The sequence below is a fragment of the Bacillus sp. Nf3 genome (genome assembly GCF_003028545.1).
GTDB lineage: Bacteria > Bacillota > Bacilli > Bacillales > Bacillaceae > Bacillus > Bacillus safensis.
Window position 1 is genome coordinate 120,661 of record NZ_PYUA01000003.1, and the last position, 25,847, is coordinate 146,507.

Sequence of the window (25,847 nt, forward strand, 5' to 3'; positions counted from 1 at the left end):
GGGTGCGGAGGGGTCACATGAAACGTTCAAATGAATCCGCTTTTCAGCTTGCCTTTGTATATGTAGGAACAGTGGTTGGAGCTGGGTTTGCGACAGGAAAAGAAATCGTAGAGTTTTTTGTTCGTTTTGGCTGGATTGGACTATTAGGGATTCTGATTAGCGGTGTTATTTTTACTGGCCTTGGTGCAAAAATGATGCTGATTTCGAAACGAATCAAAGCAGAATCTTATCAAGATATGAACCGGTTTTTATTTGGCGCAGCTGCGAGTCGATATATTAATATTGTGATGTTTTTTATTTTACTCGGTGTTACCTCAGTCATGATTTCAGGTGCAGGGGCTATTTTTGAAGAACAGCTTGGCATATCCAAGGAGTATGGGATCTTTTTGACGATCATTCTGAGCGTCATTGTACTCTTTAAAGGTTCAAAAGGACTATTTGGTGTTAACGTCCTTGTCGTTCCAATGCTGATTTTCTTTTCATTGATTGTGTTTCTTGATTCATTTGTTTTTAGCAGCAGTGAAAGTTATGTTCTTGCGCTGCAAATGGGTGAGGGCGAGTGGATATTATCAGCAGTGTCCTATGGTGCCTTTAATTTAGCACTGTCACAGGCAGTGTTAGTACCCGTTGCAAATGAAATGACCTCTGAAGCAGTCATTAAAAAGGGAGCGGTGCTTGGGGGCGTCATGCTGACACTCATTTTGCTTGCTTGCTTTTTATCTCTTTCTTCATTAGATATGCTGGAGGCGTTTGATATTCCAATGGCGCAGGTGGTGTATCAAGTTGCAAACTCCATTCATCTCATTTATTTATTTGTCATCTTCGGTGAAGTTTTTACATCCGTCATAGGCAATTTATACGGGCTGGAGAGACAAGTAAGGGCATATATCCGAATGAACAGCATCTTTACGATATCCCTAATTCTCATATGCTGCTATGTGATTAGTAAAATTGGTTACGGTACACTGATTTCAACGGTTTACCCGGTTTTTGGCTATGTCAGCATCTTTTTTATTCTCTTTCTTTGTCTAAAAAAAGTGCCTGAACCGCTAGGTAAGTAAAGAAAGGATAGCCTACATGAAAAATATGTGGTACACTATCATCTGTGAAAATTGAACAAAAATCCGTGAAGACGGGAGAGGTTCTAGCAAAACCCTCTATAAAAAACTAAGGACTTGCCGTATCCTTGGATGTGGCATTTTTTATTTTTTATGGCTGGGACACCTCATACACATGTAAAGGTGTCTTTTCTTTTGAGAAAAATAGGGGTTTTCAGGAGCCTTTCAGATGCAGTGTTGTACGGTTGTACGCATCTGCAAAAGGAGGAGAACAGAAAATGAAAAATGAAAAAGCAGTCGTTGTCTTCAGTGGGGGACAGGACAGTACGACATGTTTATTATGGGCACTTCAACAATTTGAAGAGGTAGAAACAGTGACCTTTCATTATAATCAACGTCATCAAGAAGAAATTGATGTCGCCAAAAGAATCGCTGACAAGTTAGGTGTGAAGAATCATCTATTAGATATGTCTCTTTTGAATCAGCTGGCACCTAATGCTTTAACAAGAGATGACATTGACATTGAGGAAAAAGAAGGAGAGCTTCCTTCCACATTTGTGCCAGGAAGAAACTTAGTGTTCTTATCCTTTGCCTCTATTTTGGCGTATCAAATTGGAGCAAGACATATTATCACGGGTGTTTGTGAGACAGACTTTAGCGGCTATCCAGATTGCCGTGACGAGTTTGTGAAATCTTGCAACGTCACAGTGAATTTAGCAATGGAAAAACCATTTGTGATTCATACGCCACTGATGTGGCTGAATAAAGCAGAAACATGGAAGCTTGCAGATGAGCTCAATGCACTGGAATTTGTGAAAAATGAAACGCTCACTTGCTATAACGGCATTATTTCTGATGGCTGCGGGGAATGTCCTGCGTGTAAGCTGCGGAAAAACGGCTATGACACTTATATGGAAATGAAGGAGGCAAAATAAATGCTTTCTCAAATCTATCCACAAACCGATCATCCATTTTCATTTGAATTGAATAAAGACATGCATGTATCGGCTGCCCATTTCATCCCACGAGAAGATGCGGGCGCATGCAGCCGTGTTCATGGTCATACGTACACCATCAACATCACAATTGCGGGCGACGACCTAGATGAATCGGGTTTCCTTGTCAATTTTAGTACATTGAAGAAGCTCATTCATGGGCAGTACGATCACACGCTGCTCAATGATCACGAGGAATTCTCATCAAACGATCGATACGCGATGCCAACCACTGAGGTGGTGGCAAAGACCATATATGACAAAGTCGCAGCGTATTTATCGACTTTAGCGAACAAGCCAACATGTGTTCAAGTCTTTGTCAGAGAAACACCAACAAGCTACTGCATTTACCGTCCGAAACGAGTTGAGATCAATGGCTAAAGCGATTCCTGTATTAGAAATTTTTGGTCCAACCATTCAAGGAGAAGGAATGGTGATTGGACAAAAAACGATGTTTGTCAGAACGGCTGGCTGTGACTACTCTTGCAGCTGGTGTGATTCCTCCTTTACATGGGACGGCTCAGCGAAGCATGATATTCAGTGGCTTGAGGCAGAAGACATTGTCAAAGAATTAAAAAGAATAGGCGGACAGGCTTTTTCTCATGTCACCATTTCAGGAGGAAACCCGGCGCTTTTAAAACAAATGGAATCCCTCATTGATTTACTGCATGAAGAGGGGATTGATACAGCGCTTGAAACACAAGGGACGATGTATCAGGAATGGTTTTTGAAAATTGATGATTTAACCATTTCCCCTAAGCCGCCAAGCTCGAATATGAAAACAGATTTTACGAAACTAACACGTATCATAGATGAGCTGAAAAACGGAAATAGATTGCAGCATGCAAGCCTGAAGGTCGTGATCTTTGATGATCGTGATCTAGCCTATGCGAAGGATGTTCATGCGAAATACCCTGAGCTTCCTTTTTATTTGCAGGTAGGAAATGACGACACGACGACAGGTGATGATGCGTACTTATTGACGCATTTATTAAAGAAATATGAAGCGCTTGTAGATCAAGTCGCACAAGATCCAGACTTAAACCGCGTAAGAGTGCTGCCGCAGCTGCACACGTTATTGTGGGGAAATAAACGAGGCGTATAGAAAGGAAGAGATGTCATGACGACAAGAAAACCGGAAGAATTAGAAGGTGTCACGTTACTAGGAAACCAAGGAACCAATTATTTGTTTGATTACGCACCACAAGTGCTTGAAACGTTCCCAAATAAACATACAAATAGAGATTACTTTGTGAAATTCAACTGCCCAGAATTTACATCCCTTTGTCCGCAAACAGGACAACCGGATTTTGCAACAGTTTATATCAGCTATATCCCAAATGAAATCATGGTCGAAAGTAAATCCCTAAAATTATATTTGTTCAGCTTCCGTAACCATGGTGACTTCCATGAGGATTGTATGAACATTATTATGAACGACTTAATCGAATTGATGGACCCAAGGTATATTGAAGTTTGGGGCAAATTTACGCCAAGAGGCGGTATTTCAATTGATCCGTATACGAACTATGGGAAACCTGGGACAAAGTATGAAGAAATGGCATCGTACCGTATGATGAACCATGATATGTATCCAGAAACGATTGATAATCGCTAATAAATAGGAAAAGACATGCCGGATGCATGTTTCAGCGTGTAGACAAACCCTCGCATTCGTTGTCAGTCCTGCGCTCCGGTGCTCACGAATGTCAAATTCGCTCCGCTCCGGTTCTCGTCCTTCCTAGACTGCAAAGGTTTTCTATCACGCTGAAATGAAGACAAAGGGCTAAAATCAAGCATTTTAGCCCTTTGTCAACAATCTGAGACATGACGGATGCATGTCTTTTTTTTATGGGATTGTAGCGATTCAATCATAAAAAAAGAGAAGAGTCATGTCACTCTTCTCATACGAATGGGAATAGAACTTGCTAGGACGGCTGGGGGCTACCAGCTCGTAAATATATTATACATGACAGAACGTATGTTTGTAAAGGTGAATCATGCTTTTTTTGCTTATCACATTTGATTTAAGATAAAATAGGGGTATTGAATGGTAAATGGAGGCGTTGGATTTGGCAAACAAAGAAGAGCGGGCAGAGCAGCTGCTAATGGAGCTTAGAGAAGAGCTTCAAATGCTTGAACATCAAAACAAAGAACGGTATAAATGGAGTGCCTCCACATTGCTTGGAGTGATTGCCCTCTTGATTGATAAAGGAGTGATCACCCCTGAGGAAGTCGAGATGTACAAGACGAAGGCGGAAATGCAAACCTTTCATACGCAAAAAGACTGATGCTTACTGATATGATGTATGGTGAGAAAAAGAAAAGGACATAACAAATTGATGACTCAATTGATATTATGTCCTTACTTCTGCAATTCGTTTTCACAGCATTAAACCAGCTTATACATTAAAACATCATCCCAGTATTCATGATCATTTATTTTAAATTCTTTTATTTTACGTCCTTCTTCTATAAACCCCATCTTTTTGTACAAAGAAATGGCCTTTTGATTTGTAGAGAAAACGGCTAAACTAACCTTTTCAATTGAAGGATTCTTTTCTGCCCAATGTAATAAAGCTGTTAGTAACTTTTCCCCTACGCCTAAACCTCTATAGCTCTTATGCACCATCAGCCCGAATGATCCCGTATGAGAAGTTCTTTTTCTATTTGATGAATGTTCAAAGGCTAACCATCCAATGACTTTCTCATCAGTTTGAGCAACTATGTACGTCTCGTTTTCATTTTCAATTCTTTTCTGTATCCATTTCCTGTGTTCTATGAGGGTTTTTTTGTTTTCTTCAGGTGATGTAAGTAGATAATCTGATTCAGCAATAACTGATTTCTGTATTTCTAAAGTCATTTCAGCATCTTCCATTTTTCCAAAACGTACAATGATATCATTGGAATTTTGCATATTAGTTTCTCCTGTCTAGAGCTAATACGGCATCTTATCATTTTTTTAAAATGAAAAAGAAGGGTATTGAAATAGAAATCACCATTTGGTCAAATCGTGATTAACTTTGCTTTATATATACGTATGTACCGATCGTCTGTATTGAGGATTGCAAATTAATGTACGGAGTCTTTGATGATTTTATAGTTTTTATGATTAACGACTGTTAGTGAATCCAGTTCTAAATCTCTATAGTTGTCCATAATGGTGACATCCACAATGACAGAGTTTTCATTCACTTTTTCAACTACACCTGTTAAACCATTTCTAAATTCGATCACATTTCCAATTTTTGCAATCTTCAACCGATCCCTCTCCTTTAAAAACAGATTTCATTCCCTATTAAAAAGTATTTTGCAATATTTTCATACCAATGTAAAGGATAAAGACGTTTTTGTTTTGTTTTCGTTGTATGCTCTTCTAACGAATGGTATATTTAATATTTGATCATGGCTGAAAAGGAGCGGTTTTTTTGACTGAAGAACAAATCCTCACAATCATCGAATCTTTACGGAATGGGACGGAAAAACAGGTGACCATCCAAAAAGATGACTTTTTAACGTTTCGTTCTGTTTTGGTGAATCAAGATGATTTTAAACATTTTCGCGGAATCGCCAAACATGGTGGAGATGTTATTTTTGAATATCTTACAGAAGCAAGAAGCTAAAGCTTTTTCTCATTGATGAGAGAAAGCTTTTTTATTTTCGTTCTTTTGTCACACTTCAAACCACTTTGATACATATGAAAAGAAAATGTAATAACCCATAAACAGGAGCATAAGGATGATGATAGGTGAAAAAGGGACCTTTTTAAGCGCTAACAATTCCATTTTATGTGCGCAAAACTAGGACATGCCATTTAATGACGGAATTTGGACAGGCATGTAAATCTTTGTGCATGAAAATAGAATGAGGTCTTGTTAGAGTGGACAAGTATCTTACAGCCTACTTTGATTAAAGGAGGAAAAAGGCGAATGATTAAAATTCATACAGCTCTTTTTGTCATCCTTATGCTCGTTGCAGCAATGAAGATGGACAATATACAAGAGCATCAAGGCACATTAAGTCACGAACTTTCACAAGCACCTGTTAAACATCAGCTTTCATATATAGATCAAGGTCACGATCAAGTCATCCCAGCATTTTCTGAAGAGAAGCGTCAGCCAAAAGTGAAAATGCTAAGTACGTCAACAGAAGAAAAGTCTTCAAAACCGAAGCAAAAGAAAAGAGTAAAATCTGAAACGACGAATAAGGCAAGCGGCAAACAGTATTCTAATGAAGAAATGGACTTGCTTTCTCGATTGGTACACGCTGAAGCGAAAGGTGAATCTTACGAAGGGAAAAAAGCGGTGGCAAGCGTTGTCTTAAACAGGGTGGAGCATCGTTCTTTTCCTGACAGCGTGAAAGGTGTGATTTATCAGCGAAATGCTTTCCAGCCAGTATCGAATGGAAGTATTCATGATAAGGCAGATCAAGATTCCATTAAAGCTGTGAAGCAGGTAGTAAAAGAGCATGACAGAACAACAAAGGCTATCTATTTTTATAACCCAAAAACGGCAACAGATCATTGGATTCGTTCCCGCAAAATTGTAGAACGCATCGGACGTCACGTATTTGCCGTATAAAGAAAAAGAGCGATCAATGAGATTGCTCTCAGCGTGTAGACAAAGCCTACACGCTTTTTTGTATAATATGGGCAATAACATATTTCTGTGGGGGATGAATATGCTATCGAAACGTGAAGAAGAAATCAATTAGAAGTAGTCGCCTTAGATGAATTAGTGCCTGAAGCTCATTTTGATTTCGTTTATGATCTTGTCAAAGGATCATTATAGTTCAGACAATGGCAGATCAAGTGTGGATATTGTTGTCCTCATTAAAATGGTTTTGATCTAATATCTATTTGCAGGACAATCTAGATGAAGCAGACCATCTGAGACTCACACAAATGAATAAGGACATCTATGCAAAAGGAAAGAGACAATAGAACGTGTTTTTGCAGATGCAATAGAAAAAGCATGGTATGCGATGGACGAAACTTCGAGGACTGAAAAAAGTTTCAATGCAAGCGATGCTTACTTTCGCGGCCATGAAATCAAAATTAGTGAAAACCCCACTTTTACTCGAAGTAAAGGTGGGGCTTAACTACGGTCTTAGACCCTAAAGATCTGTTTGATTCATCAAGTAGATAACCTAGAATCACGTGTTCCAAAACGAATATCCGGATTTACACTAGAACGTGTTCCATTTCTTACAGAAAAATCGTTATCATGTTGAGATAAAGTTATAAGAGGAAAATCTTGAGTAGTAACGCTACTGCCTGTAGCATTTCTTACAGTCAGATCAGTTGATTCTGGAGAAGTAGCATTTCTTGAATTCACATCAAAATTGACAGATGATAAAGAGATCACACCTAGCAATGCTGAAGCACTCAAAAAACCAGTAAGAACCGTTTTAAAATTCATATGAACAGTCGCCCCTTTGGATTTGTTTTCGGGCGTACATCACTTTTTCATACATTTTTACAGATTCATCCATACGCCCATTCTCATTATAGTACCGAGCCGCTTCGAGCGCTAGGTCTTCCATGTATGGATAACCCCTCTCATTCTCTAATTTTTCCAACGAGCTCAAGACCTCACTTAGGTTTGCTGTTTTTAAAAATAAAATTTCCAATACCATTAGTAACGATAAAAACAGATCATTTTTTCTATTCTTCGCTTCTTCCAAGCCTCTTTTGAAAAATCTTTCTCCCTCAATAAATTCCTTTTGACTCAAATGAAATAACGATAATTCATAATAAACCAAAAGCAACTCTGTAGCATGAATAGGCTCTCCTTCAAGAATCACCTGATTAAAATAAGCTAGTGCCCTATTAAAATCACCTAATCCTTTATAACAACAACCAATATTAAATAATGACTTCACAATCATTGGCTTATTAGAAATTGCTTTAGATTTTTCTAAAGCTGACAATAAATGAGGAAGCGCCTTTTCTCTGCATTCAAAATCAATGAAATTACCTGCCATAACAGTTAGACAATTAATTTCTCGAATCATATAAAGTGAATTGCTCTTATGTGCCTTATAAGTATCATAAGAAAGACCAACGTAATACATAGACACGTGGGTCTGTTTCATGTGATAAAACACTTCTGATAATTTGTAATAAAATTCCGCTCTTTCTAACTCATCTCCTACTTGCTCCAAGCGCTTTTCCGCGCGCTTATAGAACACAATAGCTCTAATAAACTCACCATTTTTGAATTCATACATTCCTTGAAAAAAATTAAAATAGTATTCAAGAATGGCTGACATTTTCTTTCCTTGTCCTTCTACAGCTTTCAAGTAATCCGACTTTTCAAGTGGTTCTTTAGAAGGCTGCACATAGTCTGTCATCAAATGATGACGGAATTCCATCAACTGAAAATAAAGAACCGCCTGTTCATCTTCTTCCATGACATCGATATCTTTTCTAACCTCTTCTCTTAGCATATGGGCCTCTTTCACATTGAATCTTTTTATATGCTTATACCAATCATTGATCTTGATCGCTACAACTGGAGACGGTATAGACGCCATCTACAATCCCCCCTAGAAAACCAATTTTTAATAAATGTTAGCATAATAATTAAACCCTTTTTAACCATTTATGTGTAAATTTTCGGCATGTCGCAATAACTTTTTAAGCAAGTAGGACACAAGGCATATCTGTTTTTAGATGCTATCGTAGCAGTTAAAATGGCAAACGTTTTTAAATCCCATATAAGCGCACTTAAAGCGTCACACTATAAAAAAATAAACGTGCTTAGAATCGAATATAAACGCTATTGGTGGTGTTTTTGAAATAGGCGCCATGTATTTTAAGAAACAAAAAAACAGGCTGAAGAGCCTGTTCTTTATTATCCAGTGATGACCATATTGATGAAAGGGACACTCAGTAAAAAGAATACAACGGCAAAAAGAACTTTATACCCCATCTCTTTTTCTTTATAATTTTTACGTTTTTTCATATAAACAGCAAAATAAGAAGCACCGATTAACATCATCAATACTGGTACTACAGTCATCATAAATTCTCCCCCAAAATAAAAGAACCTATATTGCGGTCACCGCAACCCAAAAAGAAATTTTCCAATGAATTCCCAAATGTGAATCAATCAATGATAGGATGAAAACATGTCAAAAAAGGAGGGAGAACTATGACTTATGCTGTTTTATTTTTTTCCGCCGCCACTTAATAAAAGTCACTGAAAACACAATAAGTAAAATCGCAATAAGCTTGAAAATAAAGCGAGTGAAGAAAGTAGCATCTTCGAACTCCGTTGCAAAAATACAAGCTCCTATGATTATCCCGATCATGCCTACTACCCAATTCCAAAACACATCAACCACTCCCTAATTACCTTTTTTTAAAAGAAAAGCATTTTTTATCCATATGTATATTATCGCACAAAAAACAAGGGGGAAATATCCAAATTGAAAAAGTTCATAATCGTGCTTTTAGGCCTGACGCTATTTTTAACAGTTCCATTACAAACCGTAGCCGCAGTAACCCATCAACCTCAAGAAATTAAAGAATCTTATCAAACCGAAATTGAAGGTAAGGTACATACTTTCAATTCTGTGACCAAAGGCAGCACTCAAACTATAACGATTGATAATGGCGAACGAGTTGATACCGTCTCTTTTGACCGAGAAAAAAAAGAACTTCGTATCAACAATGAATTAGTTGAGTTAGAGGAATTTAAAGAAGCTGGAAAAGAATTAATCAATGAAGACAGCGAGATTAGCACAAAGTCAAACAAAGATTACCAATGGAGACTTGTAAAAAAACTATAAAAACAAATTCAACATCACTGTTGCTATTGTCGCTCTTGTGACAGGTGCTATTTTAGCATTACCAACGGGGACCGGTGCTATAGCTGGCGCAGTTTTGACACTGAAAGCAGTAGCCATAATTGCTACAGCAGTAACATCCGCTTCAGGATCAACAGGTCAAAAAGTCTTTCATTACACATTCAAAACGTACTACAGTCCGAAAAACGGCTACTGGAACAACAAATTTGTCTTATATGTCTACAAAGATTCAAAGCGCAAAAAACTTCTAAAAAAGGTTAGCCATCAAACACGACTCGGAAAAAAATATTAAAAAAGAAGCAGGCTCCAGTAAGAGCCTGCTTCAGATTGTTGACAAAGGACTAAAATGTTGTTTATTTTAGCCCCTTGTCTTCTTAATCGTGATATGAAAATCCCTAAATTTTAGAAAGGACGAGTATTGGCGCGGAGCAAGTTTGACATTCGTGAACACTAGCACGTGGGACTGACACCAATAGCGAGGGTTTGTTTACATGCATAGAGCGATCAATGAGATTGCTCTTTTTTTGTCTTCAATTATTAAAATATTTTTTGGACTTGTCTCATAGAATGTGAAAAGAATTTGCTTTAGACAAGGGGAGGCTACATGAATCGATTTGTAAAAGGGGTCATTCTGCTATCTGTCGCAGCTTTTATTGCGGAGTGTATCGAGTTTTTAGTCAATATGATTTTAGCGAGAGAGCTTGGAGAACATGGAATGGGTTTATATATGAGTATCCTTCCAATCATCATGCTTGTCCTTGTGATCGCCAGCTTAGAGCTGCCAGTCTCCATTTCTAAATTCATTGCAGAATCACATGAGCGTCTCCACAAAAGTATGCTCCGTCATGCCTTTAAAATGACGCTTGTGGTGACAAGTACAACAACAGGTATAGCAGCCATTGTACTGCCTTTCATTCCAGTGTTTCAGTCGTATCATCCGCTTATGAAGGGCCTAGTGCTGTCACTTATCCCAATTATTGCGTTTACCTCCATTGCCCGCGGCTACTTTATGGGAAAGCAGCAAATGGGCAGAATCGCTCTAGCCAATATGATGAAGAAAACGATCCAGCTGATCTGCTTGTTTTTGTTTTTTCATTGGTATTCGTTTGATATTGAAACAGCAGTTCTCATCGCCATCGGTGTCATTGTTGCGAGTGATCTTGTCGTCTTTATTTATTTATACTCCCAATACGTCATGGCGAAAAATGCTGTGAATGTCAGGTCTGTTGAATTAAGAGGGATTGATGTGCGAAAGCGCCTATTAGCCGTTTCCATACCGACAACGGGCATGCGCATCTTTCATGCGATCGCTAATGCGGTTGAACCATTTTTAATCAAAGGAGCGCTCGTTGCAGCAGGCATCTCTGGAACACTTGCTGTTGATCATTACGGCATGCTGGCTGGTGTCGCAATGTCGATCGGTTTTTTCCCAGCGTTTATCGCTCATTCCATCATGATTGTGATGATTCCGAGTGTCTCTGAAGCCTATGCTTTAGGTCAGTATGATCTTGTGAAAAAACGTGTCAGACAGGCAATTCTCATAACATTTGGATACGGGGTGCCGGCAGTGATGGTCATGTATTATTTTGCTTACCCGCTCACACAGCTCTTTTTTGATTCACCGCAAGCTGCTGTCTATTTACAGCTGCTTTGGCCATACTTTTTATGCCACCTGTTTGTGATGCCGTTTCAAGCGTGTTTAATCGGTATGGGGCTCATCAAAGATGTGTTCCTACATAATATATGGGTGCATGTCGTCTCTTTTTCTATGGTGTATTTCCTCGGTTCAATGGAAAGCTTGAATATGATGGGGGTTATTTTAGGGATGAACACAGGCATGCTGCTTTTGACTGCCCTGCATTATGCGACGATTTGTAAGGAGCTCGGCGTTTCAATGTTTCTTACATTGAAAAAAGCTTGAATGTCATCGCCATCGAGAGGGCAAGCTATAAGAAAACTGGGAAGGAAGATCCTGATGAATCGTAAACATCTACCCGCCAGTCTTCTAATGATGACCATGCTGCTATTTCTAATAAGCGCAGCAGCGGAAGCAAAAGAGCCTGTGATGGCGCCAAGAATAGAGGCACCGACATTAACTGGTGAAATGCAGATGGTTCCCGCAAAAGGGAAAAAGACCATTTTGCATTTTTGGACCACATGGTGTCCGTCCTGCAAAATGGAGCTGCCCGAATTTGAACAGATTGTGAAAGAAAATCAGAGTGATGTTGACATATTGACCGTGAATTTACTAGGTGCTGAACAAAGTAAACATGCTGTTGCCCAATTTGTGAAAGACAGAAGGTTTACATTCCCGATCATACTAGATGAACACGGAGAAATGATGAAGAAATATCAAATTATCACCATTCCAACGACCTTTTTGATTAATGAAAAAGGAGAAGTGGTGAAAAATCATGTAGGTCCACTGACGAAAAAACAAATCAAAGAGTGGACGAATTCGTAGAACAAATCCTTTCTGTGAAAGAACCAATTCTGTTGGTTCTTTTTTGTGTTCATTTGCTTTTCATCTGAATACACTGTGCTCAGAAGAAGAAGGAACGGTCTATATCAATAATGATAATTATTATCAAAAAGAAATTATAATAATTATTAATTGAAAATTGTTCAGAACCTGTTATAATGAGTTGCAGACCAATAAAAAGCTTGAAATAGCAGAAAATATAGATGGAATAAGAAACGGGCAACGATTGATAATATGAAAACGATTATCAATTAGAGAGGAGAAAACAATCATGAATGAGAATACAGCACTTTACCAAACGACAAATCAAAAGGAATCGAAATGGTCCTTACATAAATGGGCACAGCACGGAGAATTAATTGCAGCAGGGATATCGGGGATTCTCATTTTAATTGGATGGATTCTAAAGGATGAGAGCATGTGGAGCATTCCTCTTTTCATCCTGGCATTTGTCATTGGTGGTTTTGCAAAGGCTAAAGAAGGAATTGAAGAAACGATTTCGTCTAAGACCTTGAATGTGGAACTTTTAATGATTTTCGCAGCAATAGGCTCAGCTCTGATCGGCTATTGGGCAGAAGGCGCTATTTTAATTTTTATTTTCTCACTGAGTGGTGCGCTAGAAACGTATACGTCAAATAAAAGCAAGAAAGATTTAACAGCATTAATGAGCATTGCACCAGATGAAGCAACTTTAATTGAAGAAGATGGTACGACCATTCAAATCGCCGCTTCATCATTAACACCAGGTGACCGTATTATGATCAAAGCCGGGGAACGCATTGCGGCAGATGGTGTGATTTTAAGCGGGAGAACAAGTGTGGACGAATCTGCACTTACAGGCGAATCTGTTCCACAGGAAAAAGGGCAGGGGGAAGACGTCTTTGCAGGAACAGTGAACTTAAATGGTTCCTTAACAGTGGAAGTCACTAAACATAATGAAGAAACGCTTTTCCATAAAATTATTAAACTTGTCGAATCCGCTCAAGAAAGTGTTTCGCCAAGCCAGGCATTTATTGAAAAATTCGAGGGTGCCTATGTAAAAGGTGTGCTGATCACCGTTGCGATTTTAATGGTTCTGCCTCATTTTGTACTCGGCTGGAGTATGAGTGAAACCTTCTACCGAGCAATGGTGTTTATGGTCGTTGCTTCACCTTGTGCTCTAGTTGCATCCATAATGCCAGCAGCACTGTCATTGATCTCAAATGGCGCGAGAAATGGAATGCTTGTCAAAGGTAGTGTCTTTTTAGAAAAACTAGGCACAAGCAGCATGATTGCTTTTGATAAAACGGGGACAATTACAAGCGGGAAGCCAGCCGTAGAACAAGTCGTCATCGCTAAAGGGCAGGATGAATCTGCTTTTTATCAGGCACTCTATCAAATTGAGAGCCAATCAAACCACCCATTAGCGAAAGCAATTTCTGATATGGCAAAAGAGCATCAAACAGAAAGATCAGTCCATGTCACCATTGAAGAAACCTCTGGATTTGGTGTGAAAGCACAATTAAATGGGGAAACGTGGCGGATTGGGAAGAAAGACTTCGCTGGTAAGGCGTCAATCGACCGCGAGATGGAAGAGACCGGTGATGACCTTTCAGCGCAAGGATACACAGTGGTCTACGTTCAAAAGGGTGAAGAAGTTGTTGGCTGTCTTGGTCTTAAGGATCAAATCAGACCTGAAGCTAAAAAAATGATTCAAGAACTAAATGATTTATGCATCCAAACCGTCATGCTGACAGGAGATCAGCAAAAAACGGCTGAAGCGATTGGGCAGGAAGCTGGTATCCAAACTGTCGTGGCTGAATGTCTTCCAGATGAAAAGGTACATGAGGTCAATCAATTAAAAAAACAAGGTAATTCAATCATCATGGTAGGAGACGGAATCAATGATGCGCCAGCACTCGCCACAGCAGATGTTGGGGTTGCGATGGGCGGAGGCACAGACGTTGCTTTAGAGACTGCGGATCTCATCTTAATGAAGAACAATTTAAATAACCTAACAAAGATGATCCGTCTTTCAAGAAAAATGAATCGAATCATTAAGCAAAATATTATTTTCTCATTAACGGTGATCTGTCTGTTAATTTGTGCGAATTTCTTACAAGTGCTTGATTTGCCTTTTGGCGTCATTGGGCATGAAGGAAGTACGATTTTGGTCATTTTAAATGGTCTGCGTCTGCTTCGTGCATCTTAATTAATCATCAAGGCGCACTGGATCTATGCCAGTGCGCTTTTGTGCGAAATACAGCAAAAACTGATACAATAGACCAGTAGTAAAACGTGTGAGGAGGATCATGATGAACCGAATGAAGAGCTTGTCTTCTTGGCTTAAGAAAGAAGACATTCAAGGTGCATTTATACATACAAAGGAAAATGTGTTTTATCTATCTGGATACTTCACAGAGCCGCATGAAAGAGTGATGGGGCTGTTTGTGTTTCAAGAGGCAGAACCATTTTTTATTTTGCCTAAAATGGAAGTCGAGCAGGCAAAAAATGCAGGATGGTCCGGCGATATCATTGGATATGAAGATCATGAGAATCCATTTGATTTCATTCAATCAGCGATAGAAAAACGAGGTGTTCATGCCGCGCGTCTTGCGATTGAAAAAGAATCGATACCGCTTCAAAGAGCAGAGCAGCTCCAAGCTGTCACCGGGGCAGAAACTTTCGTCCGAGCTGAAGATGAGCTCAATCAGCTCAGACTGATTAAAGATGAATCTGAAATTGCTACACTCAAAAAAGCGGCACAATTAGCAGATGAAGGTGTAAAAATTGGGGTTAACGCCTTAAAAGAAGGAATCACGGAAACAGAAGTTCTCGCTGTCATTGAATATGAACTAAAGAAAAAAGGCATTCAAGGCATGTCCTTTTCTACCATGGTTCTCTTTGGTGAAAAATCAGGCGAGCCTCATGGAAATCCGGGGCAGGCAGCCTTGAAAAAAGGCGATTTTGTTTTATTTGACCTTGGCGTCATTGTGGATGGATATTGCTCAGACATCACAAGAACATTCATCTATCAGGAAGCTTCTGAAAAACAAAAGGACATTTATCAAACGGTCTTAAATGCAGAAATGGCAGCACTTGAAATGAGTAAGTCCGGCGTGAGAATCGGTGATCTTGACTTAAAAGCCCGCGGGCTGATCACTGAAGCGGGATATGGTGAATATTTCCCGCATCGCCTCGGACATGGGTTAGGGGTTTCTGTTCATGAGTTTCCTTCTATGAGTCAGGCAAATGACGACCTTCTGCAAGAAGGTATGGTGTATACGATTGAACCAGGAATTTATGTCCCGGGAGTCGGCGGCGTAAGAATTGAAGATGATGTTCTCATTACGGCAGATGGTCCAGTCACTTTAACCAATTATCCGAAAGAGCTGACGATCATCAAATAATGAAAAAAATCACGATGAACGTCCAGGTCTTGGAAGCGTCATCGTGATTTTTTATCACTCTTCTCGATCCTTATCAACAAAAAAATCATCAATTGATTGAAACGGTTTGATTTTATGTTCTTTTCCTAAAGGATGTAATGCAAAACGAGCAGAAAACAAAACAGTCATACATAATATAATCCATATGATGAAACCCATCTTGAATTCCCCTTTCCATCCAGTGATTTGTTCAGCTCACATACATCTTAAAGTATGAAACGCTTACCATATCAAGAGAAAGTAGGAGAAAAAATGGCAAACATAAGGGAGATTGCGAAAAGAGCGGGTGTATCTGTGACAACCGTATCACGTGTGTTGAATGAGCATCCTTATGTTAAAGAAGAAAAAAGGGAACGTGTTCTACAAGCGATGAAAGAGCTCAAATATACGAGAAACATCCAGGCGGTCCATTTAGCAAAGGGCTATTCGAATATGCTTGGCATCGTCCTTCCAAACATTGAACATTCTTATTTCAGCGCACTCGTCACAGGTATTGCAGAAAAAGCACAGGAGCGCGGCATGCATTTTGCTTTATTTCAAACAGGATATGATCCATTAAAAGAAAAAGAAGCGTTAATGAGTTTAAAAGAGCGCCGTGTGGATGGTTTAATATTTTGTTCAAATGCGTTAAGTGATAGGCACATTTTAAAATGGCAGGAATCTGGACCGATTATATTTTGTCATCCTGCGCCGCACGGTAAGTGCTCAACCGTGTCGATTGCACATGATCAAGCATTTAAGGAGGGCCTGCATCATTTGGCGGCATGCGGACATCAACGAATTGCGATCGTTCTTGCGAGAACAGAAGGAGCAAATAGCGAGTCGCGCCTTCAAGCTTATCAAGACATGATGCAATCCCTCGGGCAGGCCATTGATGAGGAATGGATCATCGAAGGGAAGTTATCTCTGCTTGATGGGAAGCACTTATTTGCAGAATGGCAGAAAATGAAAAATCGTCCTACAGCTTTATTCATTACAAATGACGAAGTCTCTGCAGGCTTTTTATTAGAGGCGCAGCGTCATGACATAAAAGTAGGAGAATCACCAGCCATACTCAGCTTTCAAAATAACCAATTGAGTGAGGCGCTAGGGATTTCCAGCATTCATATTCCCCTCAAACAAATGGGGCAGGAAGCGTTTGACTTGTTTGACCGGTCATTAAAGGGAGAGAAATCAGAAAAAAGAATGCTGCCATTTCGCCTGATTGAGCGAACAACAACCGTTTTGAAAAACAATCGTTGACGCACGTTTCATCTGTTTTGTACGATAAGAGGGATTGAAAAAGAAGGAGGTGGGGATGTTCATGGAATCCTTCACCGTTGATAAAGCGTTAAATAATAATGTCATCATCGCAAGGCACCCTTCTTTGGGCGAAGTGGTTCTGATTGGGAAAGGAATTGGCTTCGGTAAAAAATCGGGGGATGCTCTCGATCAAGACGTGTTTGAAAAAATGTTTGTGTTAAAAAACACGAAGGAACAAACAGAATATAAACAACTGCTTCATCATATTGATGAGAACATGATCGAGCTTGCCAATGACGTCATTTATCATATACGAGAAAAAATGGGACAACGCTTGAATGAGCATATTCATGTTGCACTGACCGACCATATTGCGTTTAGTTTTAAGCGGGTGCAGCAAGGCTATGATATCACGAACCCTTTTATGCTTGAGACGCAATCGCTATACCCGAAAGAATACGAGGTCGCAAAGGAAGTCGTTGAACTGATTAACGAGCGGCCAGATGTCAAAACGAAGCTGCCAGAAGGGGAAATTGGCTTTATAGCGCTCCATATCCATTCAGCTTTGACGAATCGGCCTTTATCTGAGGTGAACCGTCATTCGCAGCTGATTACACAAATGGTCCAAGTCATAGAAGATTCATTTCATATGAAAGTAGACAGAGAAAGTATTCATTATTTACGCTTATTACGCCATATTACGTTTTCAATTGAACGTATTAAACGGGGAGAATCTTTAGAGGAGCCAGAAAAATTGCTTCATCTATTGAAAAATGAATATCCTTTATGCTACAATACTGCTTGGAAAATGATCAAAATTTTGCAGCATGCATTGAAAAAGCCTGTACAGGATGCTGAGGCTGTCTACTTGACACTTCATCTGTACAGATTGACAAATAAAATTTCATAGTTTCCTTGAAACGTGTAACTGATTCGATCAGGCATGAGTGACTTAAGGTAAATACAGGATAAGATCCTGTTATTTGCGCAACCTTATATCACCATGCCTTTTTTGCGTTTGAAAGTGAAATGTAAACGGTTAATTATGAAATGTACGTCAGGGAGCAGCCCAAATGTATGTTGTAAGCGAAAACAAAAGGAGGTTCAACCAGTGTTTAAATCACTTTTTGGTGTGTTGCAAAAAATTGGACGAGCTCTTATGCTTCCAGTTGCGATCCTTCCTGCTGCCGGTATTTTACTAGCACTTGGGAATGCGATGCAAAATCCGCAGCTGATTGATGTAGCTCAATTTTTAAGCAATGATACAATTCAGCTTGTTGCAAGTGTCATGGAGAATGCGGGGAACATCGTCTTCTCGAATCTTCCGCTATTATTTGCTGTAGGGGTTGCCATCGGTCTTGCCAATGGAGACGGAGTGGCAGGGATTGCCGCTATCATCGGTTACCTTGTCATGAACGTAACGATGAGTGCCGTATTAATGGCTAACGGATCTATTCCATCCGATTCAATCAAATTGGCTAAGTTCTTTAAGGAAAGCCATCCAGCATATGTGAATATGCTCGGTATACCGACCTTGTCTACCGGCGTTTTTGGCGGGATTATCGTCGGGGTATTAGCCGCTTATATGTTTAATAAATTTTACAAAATTGAGCTCCCGCAATATCTTGGTTTCTTTGCTGGTAAGCGTTTTGTTCCAATCGTCACTTCTATTTCAGCACTTATTTTAGGGCTTTTGATGCTAGTCATTTGGCCGCCAATCCAAGGTGCATTAAACTCATTTTCAACAGGACTGCTTGCAGCGAATGAGCCGCTGGCTGCCTTTGTATTCGGAGTCATTGAACGCTCATTAATTCCGTTTGGTCTGCATCACATATTCTACGCACCATTCTGGTATGAATTTTTTAGCTATAAGAGCTTATCAGGAGATATTATCCGTGGTGACCAGCGTATTTTCATGGCGCAAATCAAAGATGGTGTTCAGCTGACAGCTGGTACATTCATGACAGGGAAATATCCATTCATGATGTTCGGTCTTCCAGCAGCAGCTCTTGCGATTTACCATGAAGCAAAACCAAAGAATAAAAAGCTTGTAGCAGGAATTATGGGATCAGCGGCCCTTACTTCTTTCCTAACAGGGATCACTGAACCGCTTGAATTCTCATTCTTGTTTGTAGCACCGATATTATTTGCGATTCACTGTGTATTTGCTGGATTATCCTTTATGATAATGGATATTCTAAACGTGAAAATCGGGATGACCTTCTCAGGAGGGTTAATCGACTTCTTCCTATTTGGTATCCTTCCGAATAGAACCGCTTGGTGGCTTGTCATTCCAGTAGGTCTCGTACTTGCTGTCATTTACTACTTCGGATTTAGATTCGCCATTCGCAAATTTAATCTGAAAACGCCAGGCCGCGAGGATGAAGCAGCAGACGGAGCAAGTGAGGCAAAGTCTGAAAAAGGGAATGACTTGCCTTATGAAATCCTTGAAGCAATGGGTGATCAAGAAAACATTAAGCACCTTGATGCTTGTATCACGCGTTTACGTGTTACTGTCAATGATCAGAAGAAAGTGGACAAAGACCGCTTGAAAAAGCTTGGCGCTTCTGGTGTTCTCGAAGTAGGGAACAACATCCAGGCAATTTTCGGCCCGCGTTCTGATAATTTAAAAACACAAATGCAGGATATCATTGCAGGCCGCACGCCTCGTCCAGCGAAAGACCCTTCTGCAAAAGAAGAAGTCAGCCAGCAGGTCGAAGAAGTCATTGCAAAGCCGCTTCAAAATGAACAAGGGGAAGAAATTTTTGCTTCACCAATTACAGGGGAGCTTCATCCAATTACAGATGTACCAGATCAAGTATTCTCAGGGAAAATGATGGGTGACGGTTTCGCTATCTTGCCAACAGATGGAACGGTTGTTTCACCGGTAAGAGGGAAGATCTTAAATGTGTTCCCGACGAAACACGCCATTGGCCTGCAATCTGACGGTGGACTTGAAATTTTAATCCACTTCGGAATTGATACGGTCGGCCTCAAAGGAGAAGGATTTGAAGCATTTGTACAAGAGGGAGATCAAGTAGAAATCGGTCAAAAACTTTTAGAGGTTGATATTGATAAAATTAAGTCTGAAGTACCATCTTTGATGACACCAATTGTATTTACCAACTTAAGTGAAGGACAATTTATTGACCTTCAAGAATCCGGTGAAATCAAAGCTGGACAAGAAAACATCATGAAAATTTCAAAATAATTTTCATAACTGCCGTTCTTGTTAGATGACAAGCTCGGCAGTATGATATAATATTGTGGATGTATTAATTGTATAAAAAGGAGATTGATAAAAATGGCTCAACAAACATTCAAAGTAACTGCAGATTCTGGAATTCACGCACGTCCTGCAACAGTTCTTGTACAAACTGCTAGTAAATATGATGCTGATATCAACTTAGAATATAATGGTAAAACAGTGAACCTGAAATCTATTATGGGTGTAATGTCTCTAGGAATTGCGAAAGGTGCTACAATCACAATCTCTGCTTCTGGTTCTGATGAAAATGATGCACTTGCTGCGCTTAAAGACACAATGAAAAGTGAAGGCCTAGGCGAGTAATGCAACAACTGAAAGGAATCGGTGCTTCAGCAGGCGTTGCAATTGCAAAAGCATATCGTCTGGAAGAACCAGATTTAACAGTTCACCAAAAAGACATCAACGATCCAGAGACAGAAGTGAAGCGTTTTGAAGAAGCAATTCATGTTTCTAAACAAGAACTTGAAGCAATTAAAGAACATGCGCTAAAAGAACTTGGCCAAGACAAAGCAGATATCTTTTCTGCCCACCTTCTTGTGTTAAGTGATCCTGAACTGCTTAACCCAGTAAAGGATAAAATTAGTGCTGACAAAGTAAATGCTGAATTTGCTTTAAAAGAAACAGCGACGATGTTTGTCACAATGTTCGAAGCAATGGACAACGAATACATGAAGGAACGTGCAGCGGATATTCGCGACGTCACAAAACGTGTTATTGGACATTTGCTAGGCGTTGACATTCCAAATCCAAGCATGATTTCTGAAGAAGTCATCATTATAGCTGAAGATTTAACACCTTCTGATACTGCTCAGCTGAACAGACAATTTGTTAAAGGCTTTGCGACAGATATCGGCGGTCGTACTTCTCACTCAGCGATCATGGCAAGATCTATGGAGATTCCAGCAGTTGTTGGGACAAAAGAAGCAACAAAAACGGTGAAAAACGATGATCTAATCATTGTGGATGGTATTACTGGAGACGTCATCATTCAGCCTTCTGAAGATGAAGTGAAAGCGTATCAAAAAAAGCATGAAGACTACTTAGCTCAAAAAGCGGAATGGGCGAAACTTGTTGACCAGCCAACGGTTACAAAAGACGGCGTTCACGTAGAGCTTGCTGCAAATATCGGAACACCTGAAGATGTAAAAGGTGTACTTGAAAATGGCGGCGAAGCAGTCGGATTGTACCGTACTGAATTTTTATACATGGGCAGAGACCAGCTTCCTACAGAAGAAGAGCAGTTCGATGCGTATAAAACCGTTCTAGAGAAGATGGAAGGGAAAGCAGTGGTTGTTCGCACACTAGATATTGGTGGCGATAAAGAACTTCCTTACTTGCAGCTTCCAAAAGAAATGAACCCGTTCCTTGGCTATAGAGCTATTCGCCTTTGCCTGGAAGAGCAGGAGATTTTCAGAACTCAACTACGCGCCTTACTTCGTGCAAGTACATATGGAAACTTGAAAATCATGTTCCCTATGATCGCGACATTATCAGAATTTAGAGAAGCAAAAGCCATTTTACTTGAAGAAAAAGAAGCATTGGTTGCCGCCGGTACAGACGTTTCGGATTCCATTGAAATCGGAATGATGGTAGAAATTCCATCAACGGCTGTCATCGCAGACCAATTTGCAAAAGAAGTAGATTTCTTCAGTATTGGAACGAATGATTTGATTCAATACACAATGGCTGCTGATCGAATGAACGAACGAGTGTCTTATCTTTACCAGCCTTACAACCCAGCAATTTTACGTCTCATTACGCTTGTGATTGAAGCAGCGCATAAAGAGGGTAAATGGGTCGGCATGTGCGGTGAGATGGCAGGAGATGAAATCGCAATCCCGCTTCTACTTGGATTAGGATTAGATGAATTCTCAATGAGTGCAACATCCATTCTTCCAGCTAGAACACAGCTAAGCAAGCTATCTAAGGAAGAAGCTGCATCATTTAAAGAGCATATTTTATCACTTAGCACAACAGAAGAAGTGGTTGATTTCGTCAAGGAAACATTTCAACAGAACTAAGTGAATGAAAACCAGACAGGTGAAACTGTCTGGTTTTTTTGTCGAATTTTATCATATTGAGTCATATTGGGCAGTGAGAAGGGCACCCTATTATTAAAAAATGGAGGTGACCAGATTGCCTTTCTCAGACTATAAACCAGGTGATCAAGTATATGTCATTTATCGAAATCCACATGCTGCAAACGTAGCACAAATTAAAGAAGCTGAAATTGTTTCACATCCTTACAACGAAGAAGAGCTTGCCCTCTTTTTACTTGAAACGTATCATCCACTAGCACCTGATGATGCTGTTTTTCCAACATATGAAGAAGCAGAAGCACTTTATCAAGACTTGTTTGAATAAGGGAGATTTTAGAAAGGATAAAAGCCATCCTGTGCGGTTAAAGTAACGGTATAAAAACGTTAAAGGTAAGGATGTGCTTAATATGATCAAACCTTTCGTCCCCCAGCTTGTTTACATTGAACCCCGGGCGTTAGAGTACCCGTTAGGACGAGAGCTGAAGGAAAAGTTCGAGGGTATGGGAATCGAAATAAGAGAAACGACCTCACACAACCAGGTAAGAAATATTCCGGGAAAAAATGACCTGCAAAAGTATCGTAACGCAAAGTCAACGCTTGTCATTGGTGTGAGAAAGACATTGAAGTTTGACTCCTCTAAACCATCTGCAGAGTATGCGATCCCATTTGCAACAGGATGTATGGGACATTGTCATTATTGCTATTTGCAAACAACAATGGGAAGTAAGCCTTACATTCGAACGTACGTCAATGTAGAAGAAATATTAGATCAGGCTGAGCAGTACATGAACGAGCGAGCGCCAGATATCACAAGATTTGAAGCATCATGTACTTCAGACATCGTAGGAATTGACCATTTGACACATACACTCAAACGAGCGATTGAATACTTTGGGCAGACCGACCTAGGAAAGCTTCGCTTTGTCACGAAATTCCATCATGTTGATCATCTTTTAGATGCAAAGCATAATGGCCGGACAAGATTCCGTTTTAGTATCAATGCCGATTATGTCATTAAATATTTCGAGCCTGGTACATCACCGCTTGATCAGCGGATTGAAGCGGCTGTTAAGGTCGCAAAGGCAGGCTATCCTCTTGGCTTTATTATTGCCCCCATCTACATCCACGAAGGCTGGCAGGAAGGCTATAAAGTTCTTTTTGAAAAGCTCGATGCAGCCCTTCCTGATGATGTGAGAGACGATATCACCTTTGAGATGATTCAGCATCGCTTTACAAAACCAGCAAAGCGTGTGATTCAAAAAAACTACCCGAAATCTAAATTAGAATTGGATGAAGAAAAAAGACGATACAAGTGGGGGAGATATGGGATTGGGAAATATATCTACCAAAAAGATGAGGAACAAGAACTAAGAGAGACGTTAGAATCATATATTGATCAGTACTTTCCGTCTGCAAAGATTGAATATTTTACTTAAAGCAAGCCTATAGGGCTTGTTTTTTTCTATTTAAATTTTCTTACAACTATTGAATGCTTTATCCATTTTGCCGATATATAAAATAAGGTGTGAAGTAGATGTAGGGGTGTGAGGAGATGTTTAAGAAACTTCAAGTGAGAATAGCTGTTTTCATCTCAGTTATTTTAATTTTAACCGTCGTGGCTGTTCAAGTGGGTTCTAACTTAGTGTTAAGACCACTTATTGAACGAGATGCAAAGACCACCGCAGCAGCAACGGCAGAAAGCATGAAAGATATCATTACAGAAAAGCTTGATAATTACGGCAATACCATTAACAAAGTGGCAACAAGTACAATGACTGAAGAATTTGCGCAAAAACAAACAAAACAAACATTAGCTTATGAAACAGATGCACTAAAAAAATTGCAGGAACAGGATAAACTCATTTCGTTTACCTATATTGGAACAATTGATGGCAAAATGCTCGGCTTCCCAGAGTTCGATCTTGGCGAAGGCTATGATCCATCTAAACAAGGCTGGTTTAAACAAGCAGCCGAAAAGCCTGATCAGGTTGTTTGGACAGATCCATATGTTGATGAAGCAACGAAAAAAGTGATTGTCTCAGCCACGAAGGCGATTGTCAAAGATGGAAAGGTCATTGGGGTCGCTGGACTTGATTTGAAGCTGTCCTCGATTCAGTCCTATATAAATGAACAAGAGATTCCTTATAAGGGGACCGCTTTCTTAGTTGATGGCACAGGCACCCTTTTGGCGCATCCAACAGAGCAAGGAAAAAATATATCAAAGGTCGCTTCTGTGAAAAAAGCGCTTGACAACTCAGGTATTGATGACAGCAAAGAACTGACGGTCATATCTAAAATCAAAGAAGCCGGTTGGACGGTTGGTGTCAGCTTTGAGAAGAGTAAACTGCTTTGGATTACAGAAAAAATGAATCAGACTAGCATCATTATATCCGTCATTGCCATTATTCTTGCGATGATTCTCAGCTTCTTATTGGCAAGAAGTATTACAACGCCAATCAAGCGTCTAATAGAGCATGCTCGTAAGGTGTCAGAAGGCGATTTAACAAGCACGCTTGAAACGAAGTCACAAGATGAAATTGGTTTCCTTACGAAAAGCTTTAATCAAATGACCGAGGACATCAGGGAGTTAATTGAAAAAGTGAAAGGGGCTTCAGATCAAGTTGTGGAATCAGCGGATGAAGTGACCCAAATTTCTAATGAGACCTTGCTGTCTAGCGAACAGATTGCAACGGCGATTCAAGAGGTGGCAACAGGGGCGACTAAGCAGGCATCGGATGCAGAAACGATTAATGAGAAATCAGAGCAATTGTATGAGAAAGTGCGCCATATGGGTGAGCTCGCCACACAAATGCAAACCAACTCAAAATCATCTGAAGATGCAAGCTATAAAGGGCTTGATGCACTTGGTGTGCTCGTCCAAAAATCAACACAAGCGAGCGATGAATCGAAAAAGGTTGAGCAAATGCTGCTAGATCTTGAGCATAAAACGAAAAATATTGAAAACGTCGTGACTGCTATCTCTGAAATCTCTGATCAAACGAATTTACTTGCACTGAATGCAAGCATTGAAGCGGCGAGAGCAGGAGAAAGCGGACGAGGATTTGCTGTAGTTGCAGAAGAAGTCAGAAAGCTTGCTGAACAATCTGCACAGTCAACAAAACACATTAGCGAAACCGTCAAACTCATTCAAGATGAATCGAAGAAAGCGGCGGAAGCAATGACAACAGCAAGTAAAATGAATGAGGAACAAGGTGCCGCCATCAATGCAACAGGTGAGGCACTAAGCAGCATCACAATGGAAATGCAGGCACTTGTCGGTTCAATCGACAGCATTCATACACAGATCAATGAAATGACAGAAGAACAGCAGAAGATGAGTGAATCCATTCAAAGTATTGCTGCTATTTCAGAAGAATCTGCTGCCTCAGCTGAGGAAGTGCATGCGTCTACAGATGAACAAGTTCAAGCGTTAGAAAGAACGAAAACCTCAACTGAAATGCTAAACGAATCAAGCCAGGCACTGCGTCAGGCGGTTGACCGATTTAAGGTGTGATTCGCG

General features: G+C 40.0%; 27 protein-coding genes, 2 pseudogenes and 1 riboswitch. Of the genes and pseudogenes, 23 read left to right on the top strand and 6 right to left on the bottom strand.

What is annotated here, in order from left to right:
• Positions 1 to 17: 17 nt before the first annotated feature.
• From C9414_RS10070 to C9414_RS10100, 6 genes are all read left to right on the top strand, one after another.
• Complete coding sequence (locus C9414_RS10070) at positions 18 to 1,061, top strand: YkvI family membrane protein (RefSeq protein WP_041085022.1); 1,044 nt, start codon at positions 18 to 20, stop codon at positions 1,059 to 1,061.
• Positions 1,062 to 1,132: 71 nt separating this feature from the next.
• Positions 1,133 to 1,177, top strand: a riboswitch (PreQ1 riboswitch).
• A 159-nt stretch (positions 1,178 to 1,336) separates the two neighbouring features.
• Positions 1,337 to 1,993: a 7-cyano-7-deazaguanine synthase QueC gene (gene queC / locus C9414_RS10075; RefSeq protein WP_059376926.1), complete on the top strand. Its 657-nt coding sequence runs from the start codon at positions 1,337 to 1,339 to the stop codon at positions 1,991 to 1,993.
• The gene (gene queD / locus C9414_RS10080; protein WP_107163563.1) at positions 1,994 to 2,434 is read left to right on the top strand and encodes a 6-carboxytetrahydropterin synthase QueD; all 441 of its coding nucleotides are present in this window, start codon (positions 1,994 to 1,996) and stop codon (positions 2,432 to 2,434) included.
• Positions 2,427 to 3,158, top strand: a complete 732-nt coding sequence (gene queE / locus C9414_RS10085) for a 7-carboxy-7-deazaguanine synthase QueE (RefSeq protein ID WP_047202223.1) — start codon at positions 2,427 to 2,429, stop codon at positions 3,156 to 3,158. Before queD ends, queE begins: the two co-directional genes overlap by 8 nt.
• A gap of 15 nt (positions 3,159 to 3,173) precedes the next feature.
• Positions 3,174 to 3,671, top strand: coding sequence for a preQ(1) synthase (gene queF, locus C9414_RS10090; protein WP_003211403.1), 498 nt, complete (start codon positions 3,174 to 3,176; stop codon positions 3,669 to 3,671).
• Between the two features lie 454 nt (positions 3,672 to 4,125).
• On the top strand, positions 4,126 to 4,344 hold the full coding sequence (locus C9414_RS10100; protein ID WP_039178087.1) for a hypothetical protein: 219 nt from the start codon (positions 4,126 to 4,128) through the stop codon (positions 4,342 to 4,344).
• 101 nt (positions 4,345 to 4,445) lie between these two features.
• On the opposite strand, the gene C9414_RS10105 is transcribed toward C9414_RS10100, so the two are convergent.
• Positions 4,446 to 4,970, bottom strand: a complete 525-nt coding sequence (locus C9414_RS10105; protein ID WP_047203050.1) for a GNAT family N-acetyltransferase — start codon at positions 4,968 to 4,970, stop codon at positions 4,446 to 4,448.
• A gap of 155 nt (positions 4,971 to 5,125) precedes the next feature.
• Positions 5,126 to 5,314 (bottom strand): YkvS family protein, encoded by a 189-nt coding sequence (locus C9414_RS10110; RefSeq protein ID WP_003211747.1) that lies wholly within the window; start codon positions 5,312 to 5,314, stop codon positions 5,126 to 5,128.
• 167 nt (positions 5,315 to 5,481) lie between these two features.
• Between C9414_RS10110 and C9414_RS10115 the strand changes: the two genes are divergently transcribed.
• The 3 genes and pseudogenes from C9414_RS10115 to C9414_RS10125 all read left to right on the top strand — a co-directional run.
• Positions 5,482 to 5,676, top strand: coding sequence for a hypothetical protein (locus tag C9414_RS10115; RefSeq protein ID WP_039178090.1), 195 nt, complete (start codon positions 5,482 to 5,484; stop codon positions 5,674 to 5,676).
• Positions 5,677 to 5,982: 306 nt separating this feature from the next.
• Complete coding sequence (locus C9414_RS10120) at positions 5,983 to 6,633, top strand: cell wall hydrolase (protein ID WP_047203051.1); 651 nt, start codon at positions 5,983 to 5,985, stop codon at positions 6,631 to 6,633.
• Positions 6,634 to 6,914: 281 nt separating this feature from the next.
• Positions 6,915 to 7,172: pseudogene (locus C9414_RS10125) on the top strand (transposase); the annotation flags it as partial.
• 16 nt (positions 7,173 to 7,188) lie between these two features.
• On the opposite strand, the gene C9414_RS10130 reads toward C9414_RS10125, so the two are convergent.
• The 3 genes from C9414_RS10130 to C9414_RS20215 all read right to left on the bottom strand — a co-directional run bounded on the left by C9414_RS10130 (position 7,189) and on the right by C9414_RS20215 (position 9,078).
• Positions 7,189 to 7,473: a hypothetical protein gene (locus C9414_RS10130; protein ID WP_047203052.1), complete on the bottom strand. Its 285-nt coding sequence runs from the start codon at positions 7,471 to 7,473 to the stop codon at positions 7,189 to 7,191.
• Positions 7,463 to 8,590, bottom strand: a complete 1,128-nt coding sequence (locus C9414_RS10135; RefSeq protein ID WP_107163564.1) for a response regulator aspartate phosphatase — start codon at positions 8,588 to 8,590, stop codon at positions 7,463 to 7,465. The genes C9414_RS10130 and C9414_RS10135 overlap by 11 nt, the downstream gene beginning before the upstream one ends.
• A gap of 320 nt (positions 8,591 to 8,910) precedes the next feature.
• Positions 8,911 to 9,078, bottom strand: a complete 168-nt coding sequence (locus C9414_RS20215) for a hypothetical protein (RefSeq protein ID WP_181286133.1) — start codon at positions 9,076 to 9,078, stop codon at positions 8,911 to 8,913.
• 409 nt (positions 9,079 to 9,487) lie between these two features.
• Here C9414_RS20215 and C9414_RS20520 point away from each other — a divergent pair, with 409 nt between their 5' ends.
• From C9414_RS20520 to C9414_RS10165, 5 genes are all read left to right on the top strand, one after another.
• Complete coding sequence (locus C9414_RS20520) at positions 9,488 to 9,850, top strand: hypothetical protein (RefSeq protein WP_258182614.1); 363 nt, start codon at positions 9,488 to 9,490, stop codon at positions 9,848 to 9,850.
• 622 nt (positions 9,851 to 10,472) lie between these two features.
• Positions 10,473 to 11,789: a polysaccharide biosynthesis protein gene (locus tag C9414_RS10150; protein WP_039178095.1), complete on the top strand. Its 1,317-nt coding sequence runs from the start codon at positions 10,473 to 10,475 to the stop codon at positions 11,787 to 11,789.
• Positions 11,790 to 11,843: 54 nt separating this feature from the next.
• Positions 11,844 to 12,332, top strand: a complete 489-nt coding sequence (gene stoA / locus C9414_RS10155; RefSeq protein ID WP_107163565.1) for an endospore biogenesis thiol-disulfide oxidoreductase StoA — start codon at positions 11,844 to 11,846, stop codon at positions 12,330 to 12,332.
• Positions 12,333 to 12,621: 289 nt separating this feature from the next.
• Entirely contained in the window at positions 12,622 to 14,541 is a 1,920-nt protein-coding gene (locus C9414_RS10160) for a heavy metal translocating P-type ATPase (RefSeq protein WP_107163566.1), read from the top strand.
• 103 nt (positions 14,542 to 14,644) lie between these two features.
• Positions 14,645 to 15,739, top strand: a complete 1,095-nt coding sequence (locus C9414_RS10165; protein ID WP_107163567.1) for a M24 family metallopeptidase — start codon at positions 14,645 to 14,647, stop codon at positions 15,737 to 15,739.
• Positions 15,740 to 15,793: 54 nt separating this feature from the next.
• On the opposite strand, the gene C9414_RS20220 is transcribed toward C9414_RS10165, so the two are convergent.
• Positions 15,794 to 15,937 (bottom strand): hypothetical protein, encoded by a 144-nt coding sequence (locus tag C9414_RS20220; RefSeq protein ID WP_162842493.1) that lies wholly within the window; start codon positions 15,935 to 15,937, stop codon positions 15,794 to 15,796.
• Between the two features lie 93 nt (positions 15,938 to 16,030).
• Between C9414_RS20220 and C9414_RS10170 the strand changes: the two genes are divergently transcribed.
• The 9 genes and pseudogenes from C9414_RS10170 to C9414_RS21320 all read left to right on the top strand — a co-directional run bounded on the left by C9414_RS10170 (position 16,031) and on the right by C9414_RS21320 (position 25,841).
• Entirely contained in the window at positions 16,031 to 17,020 is a 990-nt protein-coding gene (locus C9414_RS10170; RefSeq protein ID WP_107163568.1) for a LacI family DNA-binding transcriptional regulator, read from the top strand.
• 55 nt (positions 17,021 to 17,075) lie between these two features.
• The gene (gene glcT, locus C9414_RS10175; protein ID WP_047203060.1) at positions 17,076 to 17,930 is read left to right on the top strand and encodes a glucose PTS transporter transcription antiterminator GlcT; all 855 of its coding nucleotides are present in this window, start codon (positions 17,076 to 17,078) and stop codon (positions 17,928 to 17,930) included.
• Positions 17,931 to 18,131: 201 nt separating this feature from the next.
• A complete protein-coding gene (gene ptsG, locus C9414_RS10180) occupies positions 18,132 to 20,231 on the top strand; it encodes a glucose-specific PTS transporter subunit IIBC (protein WP_039178107.1) in 2,100 nt (699 codons plus the stop codon).
• A 93-nt stretch (positions 20,232 to 20,324) separates the two neighbouring features.
• Positions 20,325 to 20,591: a phosphocarrier protein HPr gene (locus C9414_RS10185; protein ID WP_003211078.1), complete on the top strand. Its 267-nt coding sequence runs from the start codon at positions 20,325 to 20,327 to the stop codon at positions 20,589 to 20,591.
• Positions 20,591 to 22,309, top strand: coding sequence for a phosphoenolpyruvate--protein phosphotransferase (gene ptsP / locus C9414_RS10190; protein ID WP_107163569.1), 1,719 nt, complete (start codon positions 20,591 to 20,593; stop codon positions 22,307 to 22,309). Before C9414_RS10185 ends, ptsP begins: the two co-directional genes overlap by 1 nt.
• Positions 22,310 to 22,409: 100 nt before the next feature.
• On the top strand, positions 22,410 to 22,652 hold the full coding sequence (locus C9414_RS10195; protein ID WP_044331928.1) for a transcriptional regulator SplA domain-containing protein: 243 nt from the start codon (positions 22,410 to 22,412) through the stop codon (positions 22,650 to 22,652).
• An 82-nt stretch (positions 22,653 to 22,734) separates the two neighbouring features.
• Complete coding sequence (gene splB, locus C9414_RS10200; protein WP_047203061.1) at positions 22,735 to 23,763, top strand: spore photoproduct lyase; 1,029 nt, start codon at positions 22,735 to 22,737, stop codon at positions 23,761 to 23,763.
• 116 nt (positions 23,764 to 23,879) lie between these two features.
• Positions 23,880 to 24,902 (top strand): annotated as a pseudogene (locus C9414_RS21315) (cache domain-containing protein); the annotation flags it as partial.
• Positions 24,894 to 25,841: a methyl-accepting chemotaxis protein gene (locus C9414_RS21320; protein WP_390274548.1), complete on the top strand. Its 948-nt coding sequence runs from the start codon at positions 24,894 to 24,896 to the stop codon at positions 25,839 to 25,841. The pseudogene C9414_RS21315 and the gene C9414_RS21320, both read left to right, overlap by 9 nt.
• Positions 25,842 to 25,847: the final 6 nt, after the last annotated feature.